Raw genomic sequence first — 12162 nt, 5'->3', positions numbered from 1 at the left:
CATGACTCAATCAGGAACAATCCGCGCCGGCATGGGCGGCTGGACCTTCGAGCCGTGGGACACGTCCTTCTACCCGGACAAATTGTCGAAGGCCAAGCAACTGCATTATGCCAGCCGGCAGGTGCCCACTGTCGAGGTCAACGGCACCTATTATTCGAGCTTCAAGGAGCCGACCTTCGTCAAATGGGCCAACGAGGCGCCGGATGGTTTCGTCTATTCGCTGAAGGGCAACCGCTTCGTCACCAACCGCCGCGTGCTCGGCGAGGCCGGGGAATCGATCATGCGCTTCCTCGGGTCGGGCGTCGCGGCACTTGGCGACAAGCTCGGGCCGATCTTGTGGCAGTTCGCGCCGACCAAGAAATTCGACCCGGACGATTTCGAGGCCTTCCTCAAGCTGTTGCCGGAAAAGCAGGACGGCGTTGCGCTGCGCCACGCCGTCGAGGTGCGCAACGACAGCTTCGTCGTGCCGGAGTTCGCCGCCTTGGCGCGAAAGCACAAGGCCGCCATCGTCTATGCCGACCACGCCAAATATCCGGGGATTGCCGACGTCACCGGCGATTTCATCTATGCCCGGCTGCAGACCGGCAGCGACGACAATCCCGATTGCTACACGCCAAAGGCGCTCGATGAATGGGCGGCGCGCGCAAAAACCTGGGCGGAAGGCAAGGTGCCGGCCGACCTGCCGCGTGTCGCTCCTTCAACCGACGCGCCGGTCAAGCCACGCGACGTGTTCGTCTACTTCATCACCGAGGGCAAGGTCCGCGCTCCGTTCGGCGCCATCGCGCTGATGAAGCGGGTCGCAGGCTGACGCCCCCGCTGTCGGTGATCTGCCTGGCCGGGTCCTCAATTACCGGCTATGCGGCGCGTTCGTCCGGACGCCGATCAACCCTGACGATCTCGTTGAAAGCATCGAGATCGATATAGAAGACCTTGGTGATCTCCGCGATGAGTTCGTCGTGGTCATACCCCTGCGATTTCAGAATGTTGATGGCTGTCAGGATATCGACGCGCTCCGTGAGCCGTCGTTTCTGGTAGTCCTCGACATAGCGCTCCATTGACTGGCCCTGGCTCCCAAGCACCCGAAATGTTGGACGACAACAGATCGCTGGAAGGGCTTGCGCGCAAGCGTGCCGACGCGGGCCGCGCCTTCCCCTGATCTGCCAAGTTGAAACTGCTACGGAAAGCGGCCGACTCACCAAGGCCAAGCAAAATCTAGCACGCAATCTGCAGCGCGCCAGAGTTGCAAAGTAACGGAATCAATAGGAATTCAGACAGTCAGGAATTTGCGGACGTCCGCCCGGTCGAGATCCTCGGCTGGGCCGGTATGGACGATCTGACCGCGGTCCATGATGTTGACCTCATCGGCCAATTCCCGGCAGAAGTCGAGATATTGTTCGACCAGAAGCACGGCGATACCGGCCTGGTCGCGCAGATAGCGGATGGCGCGGCCGATGTCCTTGATGATCGACGGCTGGATGCCTTCGGTCGGCTCGTCGAGCACCAGCAGCTTCGGCCGCATCACCAGCGCCCTGCCGATGGCAAGCTGCTGCTGCTGGCCGCCGGAAAGATCGCCGCCGCGGCGCGCGAGCATCTGCTTCAGCACCGGAAACAATTCGAAGACGTGACCGGGAATGTTGCGATCGGCGCGCTTCAACGGCGCAAAACCCGATTCGAGGTTTTCCCGCACCGTAAGCAGCGGAAATATCTCCCTGCCCTGCGGCACGAATGCGATGCCCGACCGGGCGCGATCATACGCCGCGCTCCGGTCGAGCGCCTTCCCCTCGAAGGCAACGCTTCCGCTCGTCAGCCGGTGATGGCCGACGATCGATCTCATCAAACTGGTCTTGCCGACGCCGTTGCGGCCGAGCACGCAGGTGATCTTGCCGGCGCCGGCCTTCAGCGAGACGCCGCGCAGCGCCTGGGCAGCGCCGTAGTGCAGCGTGGCATTGGAGACTTCGAGCATGGTCAGCGCTTTCTCCAACGCGTGAAGAACGAAAGGTCGAAATGATGGAACGGAACGCGCCAGACCATGTTCATCTCCCCAGATAGACTTCGACGACGCGCTCGTCGGCCGAAACGAAGTCGAGGCTGCCCTCGGAAAGCACCGAGCCTTCGTGCAGGCAGGTAACCTTGACGCCGAGCTCGCGCACGAAATGCATGTCGTGCTCGACGACGATGACAGAATGGTCGCGCGCGATATCCCGGAGCAGCCGCGCGGTTTCCTCGGTCTCGGCGTCGGTCATGCCGGCAACCGGTTCGTCGACCAGCAGCAGCTTCGGATCCTGCGCCAGAAGCATGCCGATCTCGAGCCATTGCTTTTGGCCGTGGCTCAGATTGGCGGCGAGTTCGTCACGCTTGTCGCCAAGCCGGATGATGCCGAGGATGTCGTCGATCTGCCGCACGTCCGCGGCCGAGCGACGATGGAACAGTGCCGGGAAGATCGAGCGCGGGCCTTTCAGCGCCAGCATCAGATTGTCCTCGATCGTGTGGCTTTCGAAGACGGTCGGCTTCTGGAATTTACGGCCGATGCCCATCATGGCGATTTCGGCCTCGTCGTGTTTGGTCAGGTCGACCTCACCGTTGAAGAAAACTTCACCCGCGTCGGGCCGCGTCTTGCCGGTGACGATGTCCATCATCGTCGTCTTTCCGGCGCCGTTGGGGCCGATGATCGCCCGCATCTCGCCCTTGTCGAGCACCAGTGAAAGGTTGTTGATGGCGCGAAACCCGTCGAAGGAAACTGACACGCCGTCGAGATAGAGGATGGTGTTGCTCTTCGACATCAGGCCATCACTCCGCCGGCTGCGGTTCGGCGCCGGAGGCCGACCAGTCGCCCGGCCTTCTCGCCGCCGAGCGGTCGGTTTTCGGCGGCACCGGCGCATCGGGATCGATGCCGGCTTCCTCGACAACCGAGGCCGCCCGCAGCGCCTTGGCGTTGCCGCGCCAGGAATCCCACATGCCGATGATGCCCTTGGGCAGGAACAGCGTGACGGCGACAAACAGTCCGCCCAGTGCAAACAGCCAGAATTCAGGCAGCACGCCGGTGAACCAGGATTTACCGGCATTGACCAGAAGCGCGCCGATGATCGGCCCGACGATGGTGCCGCGCCCGCCGACGGCCGCCCACACCACCACCTCGATCGAATTGGACGGCTCGAATTCGCCAGGGTTGATGATGCCGACCTGTGGCACGTAAAGCGCACCGGCGATGCCGGCCATCACCGCCGACACGGTGAATGCGAACAGTTTGACGTTCTCCGCCCGCCAGCCGAGAAAGCGTGTGCGGCTTTCGGCGTCGCGCACCGCCATCAAAAGCTTGCCGTACTTGGAACCGACGATTGCCCAGGTGACGAAGACGGCAAACGCCAGCATGACGGCGCTGGCCGCGAACAGCGCCGACCGCGTCATGTCGGCCTGCACGTTGAACCGTAGAATGTCCTTGAAATCGGTCAGGCCGTTATTGCCGCCGAAACCCATGTCGTTGCGGAAAAAGGCAAGCAGCAGCGCATAGGTCATCGCCTGGGTGATGATCGACAGATAGACGCCGGTGACGCGGCTGCGGAAGGCAAACCAGCCGAAGACGAAGGAGAGCAGGCCGGGCACCGCAAGCACCATGACCGCGGCAAACCAGAAGTGGTCGAAGCCATACCAGAACCATGGCAATTCCTTGTAGTTAAGGAACACCATGAAATCCGGCAGCAGCGGATTGCCGTAGACGCCGCGCGAGCCGATCTGGCGCATCAGATACATGCCCATCGCATAGCCGCCGAGTGCGAAGAAGGCGCCGTGGCCGAGCGAGAGGATGCCGCAATAGCCCCAGACGAGATCGAGCGCCAAGGCGAGCAGTGCATAGCAGAGGTATTTGCCGGTGAGCGCGACTATATAGGACGGCACGTAAAACGCACTTGTCGGCGAGACCGCAAGATTGAGCAGCGGCACGACGATTGCAACCGCCAGCAGGATGAAGATGGTGATGGCGACGCGGCGGTCGGCGCCGGCGGCAAAGAAGCGTCCCGTGATCATGCTTCCACCGACCTGCCCTTTAGCGCGAACAGACCGCGCGGGCGTTTCTGGATGAACAGGATGATCAGCACCAGGACGACGATCTTGCCGAGCACTGCTCCGGCATAAGGTTCGAGGAACTTGTTGACGATGCCGAGCGAGAAAGCGCCGACCAGCGTGCCCCAAAGATTGCCGACACCGCCGAAAACGACGACCATGAAGCTGTCGATGATGTAGCCGCGGCCGAGATTGGGCGAGACGTTGTCGATCTGGCTGAGCGCGACACCGGCGATGCCGGCAATGCCGGAGCCGAGTGCAAACGTTAGCGCATCGACCCAAGGCGTCCTGATGCCCATCGAGGCAGCCATGCGGCGATTGGCGGTGACGGCACGCATCTGCAGCCCCCAGGGCGTGCGTTTCATCACGTAGAGCAGCACCGCGAACACGCCGAGCGCGAATACCAGGATCCAGAGCCGGTTCCAGGTCACGGCAAGCTGGCCGATATTGAACGAGCCGGACATCCATGACGGGTTGCCTACCTCCTGGTTGGTCGGCCCGAAGATGGTGCGTACGGCCTGCTGCAGGATCAGCGACACACCCCATGTCGCCAGCAGGGTTTCCAGCGGCCGACCGTAGAGATAGCGGATCAGCCCGCGCTCGATGACAAGGCCGACGAGCGCCGCCACCAGGAAGGCCAGCGGCAGGGCGATGACCAGCGACCAGTCGAACAGGCCGGGAAAGGAATTGCGAATAACCTCCTGCACGACGAAGGTCGTGTAGGCGCCGAGCATGACCATCTCGCCATGCGCCATGTTGATGACGCCCATGACGCCGAAGGTGATGGCAAGGCCAATCGCCGCCAGCAGCAGCACCGATCCGAGCGATATGCCGTACCAGATGTTCTGGCCGGCATCCCACAGCGCCAGCGTCGAATTGATGTCGGCGATCGCCGCGGTCGCCGCGTCCTTCACCGCACCTTCGGAACTGGCCTCTACCGACGTGAGCAGCGACACCGCATCGCGGTCGCCGCGCGCACCGATGAGCGCGATAGCCGCCAGCTTGTCGGCCTCCGGCCTGTCTGAAACGAGAACCGACGCGGCGCGGGCCTGTTCGAGCAGCGCCTTGACGTTTGCCACGCTCTCATTGGCGATCGCGGTGTCGAGCGACTCGATGTTTGCCGCGTCCGGCGTCTTGAACATTGTGTCGGCGGCGGCAATCCGCACGGCCGGGTCCTTGGAGCCGAGCGTCAGCGTGCCCAACGCATCGCGAATGACGCGGCGCAGCGTGTTGTTGACCTTGATCTTGGTGATTTCGGCCTTGGCAGCTTCGCCCGACCTTTCGCCGGTGAGCGCATCGAGCAGCTCGATACCGTCGCCGCTCTCCTTGCCGACAAAGACCAGTGAATCGGCCTTGCGGACGTAAAGGCTGCCCTCCGCAAGCGCGGCAAGCGGCCGTTCTACGGCCGGATCGCCGGAAGCCGCAAGCTCGCGCACCACGGCTTCTATCGCCGGAAAATTGGCGGCGGTGGCGAATTTGGCGATGACCACGCGCAGATCTGCTTCGCTGGCGTTCGACGGCAGCAGCGTCCCCAGGAGAAGGAGCAGCATCAGGCCAATCGCGCGGATCAGGATCATTGGTTTCTGGTGGCTCTTGAAGATTGAATGTCGCCTCCGGGCAGGCTGGAGGAGGAGCCTGCCCGGAGGCTTGCGGGTCTGGGAGGACAGACCGGGAGGATCAGTTGGTTCCCTTGCCGCCGCATTTGCCGGTGGCAACGTTGAAGTTGCCGCAGGACAGAGGCGCGCGCCAATCGGAGATCAGGTCCTTGGAGTCAGGCAGGTAGTCGGACCACTCGTCGCCCATCACCAGGCCTGGCGTCTGCGAGACGGTTTCGAACTGGCCGTCGGCCTGGATTTCGCCGATCAGCACCGGCTTGGTGATGTGATGGTTCGGCATCATCGTCGAATAACCGCCGGTCAGGTTCGGCACCGAGACGCCGACCATGGCGTCGATGACCTTGTCCGGATCGGTGGTGCCGGCCTTCTCGACCGCCTTCACCCACATGTTGAAGCCGATATAATGGGCTTCCATCGGGTCGTTGGTGGTGCGCTTGTCGTTCTTGATGAATTTGTGCCAGTCGGCGATGAACTTCGCGTTCTCGGGCGTGTCGACGCTCTCGAAATAGTTCCAGGCGGCGAGATGGCCGACCAGCGGCGCAGTGTCCAGACCGGCAAGCTCTTCCTCGCCGACCGAGAAGGCCATGACCGGGATGTCCTCGGCCTTGATGCCCTGGTTGCCGAGCTCCTTGTAGAACGGCACGTTGGCGTCGCCATTGACGGTCGAGACCACGGCGGTCTTCTTGCCGGCCGAGCCGAACTTCTTGATCGCCGAAACTTCGGTCTGCCAGTCGGAGAAGCCGAACGGCGTGTAGTTGACCATGATGTCTTCCGCAGCGACGCCCTTGGCCTTCAGATAGGCCTCGAGGATTTTGTTGGTGGTGCGCGGGTAGACGTAGTCGGTGCCTTCGAGAACCCAGCGCTTCACCGAACCGCCGTCCTCGCTCATCAGATAGTCGACCGCGGGAATGGCTTGCTGGTTCGGCGCCGCACCGGTGTAGAACACGTTGCGTTCGCTCTCCTCGCCCTCATACTGGACGGGATAGAAAAGGATGTTGTCGAGTTCGCTGAACACCGGCAGCACCGATTTGCGCGACACCGAGGTCCAGCAGCCGAACACCGCCGCGACCTTGTCCTTGGAGATCAGCTCGCGCGCCTTTTCGGCGAACAGCGGCCAGTTGGAAGCCGGATCGACGACCACCGCCTCGAGCTTCTTGCCGAGCAGGCCACCCTTGGCATTCTGCTCTTCGATGAGCATCAGCATGGCGTCCTTCAGCGTCGTCTCCGAGATCGCCATGGTTCCCGACAGCGAATGGAGGATGCCGACCTTGATGGTGTCGTCGGCCGCCTTGGCGGGAACGCTCATCAGCAGGCCGGCGGTGACCACGCCGGCCGAAAACATTTTTGTTATTGTCGAGAAACTGCCCCTCATACTTTTAAACTCCCAAGCTGGTTAACTGCATCGGAACAGACCATGCAACGGCTGTGCCAATCACCGGCGAAAGATCGGAGGGTTTGAGATTTCCCAGCCCTGTCAGTCGGTTAATGTATTAGCCGCAGGAGATGAACCTCGCCTGCCAGGTTTGAAATGAGAAAAGATCACTCGTACCAGCCTAAGTTTTACTCATATACAGGCCAATGCCCGAATTTTGAGCAGCATCATATGAGCGCTGGCGAGGATTGCAGCGCCGCAGCGAAATGGGGCAAGTTCGAACCCTTAAACGAGCGACGCCATGGCCTTCCGAACGTCTTGCATTTTCATCACCATGCTTCTGCTGGCGACGACGACCGTAGCGCGCGCCGGCTTCAGCGACGGCAAGCTGCCGGACGGCTCCTATCATTGCGAAGTCTATCTGCTGGGCATGTTCCTCAGCCTCGGCGACATCACCATCAAGGGAAACGTCTATAGCGGTCCGGTTAGCTTCGGCACCGCGCCGCAGAGTTATAACTACCAGATGGATGCAGACGGGGTGATTACCTGGCTGGGTCCGCTGGGCGGCTACACCAGCGGTGGCAACTCGATCTCGCTTACGCAAGCGACGCTGGAAAGCGGAACCACCCCGTCCTTCGACATCATCATGAAGCAGCCAGACGGCGCCTTTACCGCCTCGACCTGCACGAAGCGTTGAAAAGTACGGAACCTGGCGAGCTTCCGTACTCCGAAGTAGAAGCCGCCTAGCTCTCCGCCGCCATGTCGAGCGCCAGCCGGGTCATATCGGTGAAAAGGCCCTGGCGTTCGGAATAGTCGGTCTGCTCGCCGGTTGCCACATTGTCGACGACGGTCAGGATCGACAGCGCCCGGGCGCCGAAATCGGCCGCAATGCGGTAGAGTGCGCTGGTTTCCATATCCACGGCGAGCGCCCCCTGTGCCTGTGCTTCGGCAAAGCGTTCGCGCCCCAGCGGATGATAAAAAATGTCGCTGCAGATCGTCAGCCCGGCCCGATGGTCGATGCCGAGTTCCGCAGCGCGGGCCAACGCCTGGGCCAACAATGCCGGATCGGGGCCGGCATCGGCACGATAGAGCCCAAAAACCTGGCCGCTCTCCGCATTTTCGCCACGCACCGATTGTGCGATCACCAGGCTGCGCAGCGCCGTCTCGGCGGTCAGGCCACCGCAGGTGCCGGTGCGGATCAACGTTTTCGCACCGTAGAAATCCAGCAGCTCGTGCACGTAGACCAGGAATGACGGGACGCCGATGCCGGTGGACTGGACGCTGACAGGCTTGCCGCGAAACAACCCGGTAAAGCCGAGCGCGCCGCGGCGGCGGTTGACGCAGCGCGGCGCTTCCAGAAAGGTCTCCGCCATCCATTCAGCGCGCTGCGGGTCGCCCGGCAGCAGCACCGTGCTTGCGTAGTCGCCTTTGCTAGCCTCGTTGTGTGGCGTCACGGCATGCTTTCCAAAACCCGTCGCCCGTTTCGCCTGCAATCATGGCAGTCTCACGACATTGCGCAAGCGGAGCGTTGGAAGCGGTCAGGATTCCAGCATGTCCTTTACGATCGTGGCCAATTGCTTGAGCGAAAACGGCTTCGGCAAGAAGCCGAAATGCGCGTCGGCCGGCAAGTTCTTGGCGAACGCGTCTTCGGCATAGCCGGACACGAAGATGAACTTGATGTCGGGCTGCCGTTTGCGCAATTCGCCAAGCAGCGTCGGGCCGTCCATTTCCGGCATCACCACGTCCGACACCACGACGTCGACCTTGCCGCCGAGCGCTTCGTAGACTTCAAGCGCCTCGACGCCCGACGACGCCTCGTGGACGGTGTAGCCGCGCGATTTCAGCGCCCGCATGCCGCCCATGCGCACGGCGTCCTCGTCCTCGACCAGCAGCACCGTGGCCGAGCCCGACAGATCCTTGGCTGAGTCGGCGATCTTGGCGGGGGCGGCCGGCACTTCTCCAGCCTCGCCCGCCTTCCTTGCCTCCGCAATGTGCCGCGGCAGGAAGATGCGGAACACGGATCCCTTGCCGACTTCGGAATCGCAGAAGATGAAGCCGCCTGTCTGCTTGATGATGCCATAGACCATGGACAGGCCGAGTCCGGTTCCCTTGCCAACCTCCTTTGTCGTGAAGAAGGGCTCGAAGATCTTTTTCAGCACATCAGGCGCGATGCCGCTGCCGCTGTCCTCGACCTCGACCAGCACATAGTCGGCCGGAGTAAGTTCGCGGTAGGAAAAGGTCTTGCACTCTCCGGCGCTGACGTTGCGGGTGCGCACCGTGAGGTCGCCGCCGGCCGGCATCGCATCGCGCGCATTGACCACCAGATTGACCACCACTTGCTCGAACTGCCCGATATCGACCCTGACCGGCCACAGGTCGCGGCCATGGTCGATCTTGAGCTTGATGTCGTTGCCGACCAGCCGGGCAAGCAGCATCCTGAGATCGGCGAGCACGTCGGTCAGGTTGAGCACCTCCGGCCGCAGCGTCTGCTTGCGCGAAAAGGCCAGCAACTGCCGCACCAGCGAGGCCGCCCGGTTGGCATTCTGCTTGATGTTCATGATGTCCGGGAATGACGGATCGGACGGCCGGTGGTTGGTCAACAGCAGGTCCGAGGCCATGATGATGGCGGTCAGCACATTGTTGAAATCATGCGCGATGCCGCCGGCGAGTTGGCCGACCGCCTGCATCTTCTGGCTCTGCGCCATCTGGCCCTCGAGGGCCTTTTGCTCAGTGGTCTCCACGGCATAGACGATGGCCGATTCCTCGGCGCCCTCGCCACCGGTTCCGTCTGCGACCGCGTTGACGTAGAAGCGTATGTGGCGCTCCTCGTTGCCGGGCAGCACCGTATCGATCGGCTCGATGTCAGCCTGTTGCTGGCGTGCCTTTTCAAAGGCCGCGGCGAAAGCCGGCCGGTCGCGCTCGTGGATCACCGTATCCAGCCGCACACGGCGATCGACCGCGTCGCGGTCGACGACCGAGGAAAACAGCGACAGGAACGGCGCATTGGTGCGCAGGATGCGGCCGGCATGGTCGACGCCGGCTATCGCCATCGGCGTCGAGTTGAAGAACCGCGTGAAGCGTATTTCCGATGCGCGGAGGTCGGCCGAAGCGTCCTCGCCTTGCGTCCGGTTGAGCACGATGGTGCGAGTCGGGCCGTTGAGCCCCTCTCGGCTGGCCGAGACACGATGCATGAAGCGCACCGGCAGCGCCTCACCGGTCATCGTCGTCAGATCGAGGTCGATAACGGCATTGCGCGTGGTACCAGCGTCGGCCTTGACCGAACGGACCAGCGCCATGCCGTCGCCGGCAACGATCTCCGGCAGCGTGATGGCGCCGGGAGTGAAGCTGGCCAGGTCGATGCCCAGCCACTCCGCAAGGGTCGCGTTGATATAGGTGACGCGGCCTTCCTGGTCGGCCGAAAAGAAGCCGGCCGGCGCATGGTCGAGGTGATCGATCGCCTTTTGCAGGTCGCGAAAGAACCGCTCCTGCTCGGCTCGTTCCTGCGAGATGTCGGCAAGCTGCCAGGCAAGCATGGGCAGCCGCTGGCCGGGAACGCTGAAGGCGCGGGCCCGAACGCGGTACCAGCGAGCGCCCGGTTCGGCGCCTGGCCGAATGGACTGCGCGAGCCGAAACTCGCCGTCGCCAGGCTGGCCGTCACGCAGGCCGGACGCCAGCCGGTATATGGTCACCGAGGCCTCGGGAACGTCTGAAAGCAAACCTTCGACGGTCTTGAGGTCGGCGGCCGACTCGGCACCCGTCATATCGGCATAGGTCCGGTTGGCGTAGATGATACGGCCTTTGGTGTCGGTGACCAGGAGACCTTGCGACATCGAATCGACGAAAGCTTTCGACAGTTCGTCGCTTGTCGAGCGCGGCGTGATGTGCACGAAGCCGATCGCAGTGGCGAATAGAAAGCCGACGCCGATCATCGCCAGCACGCCAAGCATGCCGAGCAGGAATGGATCGCCAAGGCGCTCGCGGAAAAGGCCGAAGACGATCGCTGCCCCAGTCAGGACGACGATGAAGACGATGAGCCGGGTGACCGCTCCCGGTCGCGTGTTCTGGTCGACGATAGGTACCGGATAGAAATCGCCGCGCGCTTCCTTGGCCATGTGCCCCCTGCTCGTGAATTCCGGTGTCGGTTGAATCATATTCTCAGGGTTGGGAAAAGGCCCGGCTGCAGATGTCCGCTAAAAATGACGCCGTTCGGCTCCCGGCGTTTCAAGCTGTTCACGAAGCGTGAAAGGCAACTTGCGGTGGCCTGCCGCAACAGTCTAGTGTCGCTTCTCTTCGAAAGCTGATTTTGGGGGAACCAATGCTGCAATGGCTGGATGGCGTGGCGGGTCCTGGTTATGCCGCAGCAATCCTATGGACGTTTGCAGTACTTGTCCTTCTGCTCATCATTCTTGTTATCATCAGGCTGGTCCGCAGCCTGACGTTCGGGACATTCGTCGCCGGCGGCAGGAACCGCAAGACGCGGCTGGCTGTCATGGATGCCACAGCGGTCGACAGTCACCGGCGGCTGGTGCTGGTGCGCCGTGACGATATCGAGCACCTGCTATTGATCGGTGGTCCGACCGATGTCGTCGTCGAGCGCGACATCAGGCTCTCGGCGTTGCGGCGCCCGGCATTGACCGGAGACAACGGCCACCAGCCGGCAGCAAGGTCTGCTTCGACTACAGCCGCGCCGGTGAGGCAAGCGCCACCGCAGCCGGCAAGCGTAACCGCGACCCCTGTCCGAGCCCGCCAGACGGCGACGATGCCGGCAACAATGCCGGCGCCGGCGCCGAAACCGGCATCGAACGTCACGCCGTTGCCAAGTTATGGATCCGTCAACGCCAGTGCCTCGCGGCATGCGCAGCCGCCGGCAAGACAGGACTCCCCGGCAAGATACGAGCCGCCGGCACAGCACGAGTCGATTGACGATGCGCTGATGAAGGAGCTGGAGGTTTCCCTCGACGAGCCACGCTTCAGCCAAACGCCGAGCAAGCCGGTGGCGAAGGCATCACCCTCTCTCGACGACGAGATGACGAAGCTCCTCGGCGAGTTGTCCAATCAGAAAAGATAGGCCGATAGCGAACGGCCAATGAAAATGGCCGGAAAACCGGCCATTGTGAA

11 protein-coding genes are annotated in these 12162 nt (G+C 62.5%); 3 read left to right on the top strand and 8 right to left on the bottom strand.

The window, feature by feature from the left end; all coding sequences use genetic code 11:
* Position 1: 1 nt before the first annotated feature.
* Positions 2-808: a DUF72 domain-containing protein gene (locus NKJ15_RS17660; protein ID WP_352455697.1), complete on the top strand. Its 807-nt coding sequence runs from the start codon at positions 2-4 to the stop codon at positions 806-808.
* A 46-nt stretch (positions 809-854) separates the two neighbouring features.
* Here NKJ15_RS17660 and NKJ15_RS17655 read toward each other — a convergent pair whose 3' ends face one another.
* The 6 genes from NKJ15_RS17655 to urtA all read right to left on the bottom strand — a co-directional run bounded on the left by NKJ15_RS17655 (position 855) and on the right by urtA (position 7044).
* Positions 855-1055, bottom strand: a complete 201-nt coding sequence (locus NKJ15_RS17655; RefSeq protein WP_352471707.1) for a hypothetical protein — start codon at positions 1053-1055, stop codon at positions 855-857.
* Between the two features lie 212 nt (positions 1056-1267).
* Positions 1268-1963, bottom strand: a complete 696-nt coding sequence (urtE, locus tag NKJ15_RS17650) for an urea ABC transporter ATP-binding subunit UrtE (protein WP_126041867.1) — start codon at positions 1961-1963, stop codon at positions 1268-1270.
* A 70-nt stretch (positions 1964-2033) separates the two neighbouring features.
* The gene (gene urtD, locus NKJ15_RS17645; RefSeq protein ID WP_023674855.1) at positions 2034-2780 is read right to left on the bottom strand and encodes an urea ABC transporter ATP-binding protein UrtD; all 747 of its coding nucleotides are present in this window, start codon (positions 2778-2780) and stop codon (positions 2034-2036) included.
* 7 nt (positions 2781-2787) lie between these two features.
* Complete coding sequence (urtC, locus tag NKJ15_RS17640; protein ID WP_352816461.1) at positions 2788-4020, bottom strand: urea ABC transporter permease subunit UrtC; 1233 nt, start codon at positions 4018-4020, stop codon at positions 2788-2790.
* On the bottom strand, positions 4017-5633 hold the full coding sequence (gene urtB / locus NKJ15_RS17635) for an urea ABC transporter permease subunit UrtB (RefSeq protein WP_352682885.1): 1617 nt from the start codon (positions 5631-5633) through the stop codon (positions 4017-4019). Before urtB ends, urtC begins: the two co-directional genes overlap by 4 nt.
* 100 nt (positions 5634-5733) lie before the next feature.
* Positions 5734-7044, bottom strand: a complete 1311-nt coding sequence (gene urtA / locus NKJ15_RS17630; protein WP_352455694.1) for an urea ABC transporter substrate-binding protein — start codon at positions 7042-7044, stop codon at positions 5734-5736.
* Positions 7045-7345: 301 nt separating this feature from the next.
* Here urtA and NKJ15_RS17625 point away from each other — a divergent pair, with 301 nt between their 5' ends.
* Complete coding sequence (locus NKJ15_RS17625; RefSeq protein ID WP_352502497.1) at positions 7346-7741, top strand: hypothetical protein; 396 nt, start codon at positions 7346-7348, stop codon at positions 7739-7741.
* 46 nt (positions 7742-7787) lie between these two features.
* Here the strand turns inward: NKJ15_RS17625 and NKJ15_RS17620 are convergent, their stop codons facing one another.
* Both NKJ15_RS17620 and cckA read right to left on the bottom strand, forming a co-directional pair.
* On the bottom strand, positions 7788-8498 hold the full coding sequence (locus NKJ15_RS17620) for a purine-nucleoside phosphorylase (RefSeq protein WP_352682887.1): 711 nt from the start codon (positions 8496-8498) through the stop codon (positions 7788-7790).
* 84 nt (positions 8499-8582) lie between these two features.
* On the bottom strand, positions 8583-11156 hold the full coding sequence (gene cckA, locus NKJ15_RS17615; RefSeq protein ID WP_352682889.1) for a cell cycle histidine kinase CckA: 2574 nt from the start codon (positions 11154-11156) through the stop codon (positions 8583-8585).
* Between the two features lie 203 nt (positions 11157-11359).
* Here cckA and NKJ15_RS17610 point away from each other — a divergent pair, with 203 nt between their 5' ends.
* Complete coding sequence (locus tag NKJ15_RS17610) at positions 11360-12112, top strand: hypothetical protein (RefSeq protein WP_352816456.1); 753 nt, start codon at positions 11360-11362, stop codon at positions 12110-12112.
* Positions 12113-12162: the final 50 nt, after the last annotated feature.

The sequence above is a fragment of the Mesorhizobium sp. M0207 genome, from assembly GCF_040321995.1.
Classification (GTDB): domain Bacteria; phylum Pseudomonadota; class Alphaproteobacteria; order Rhizobiales; family Rhizobiaceae; genus Mesorhizobium.
The sequence above is the reverse complement of the archived record's forward strand: the minus strand, read 5'-3'. Positions and strand labels throughout refer to the sequence as shown.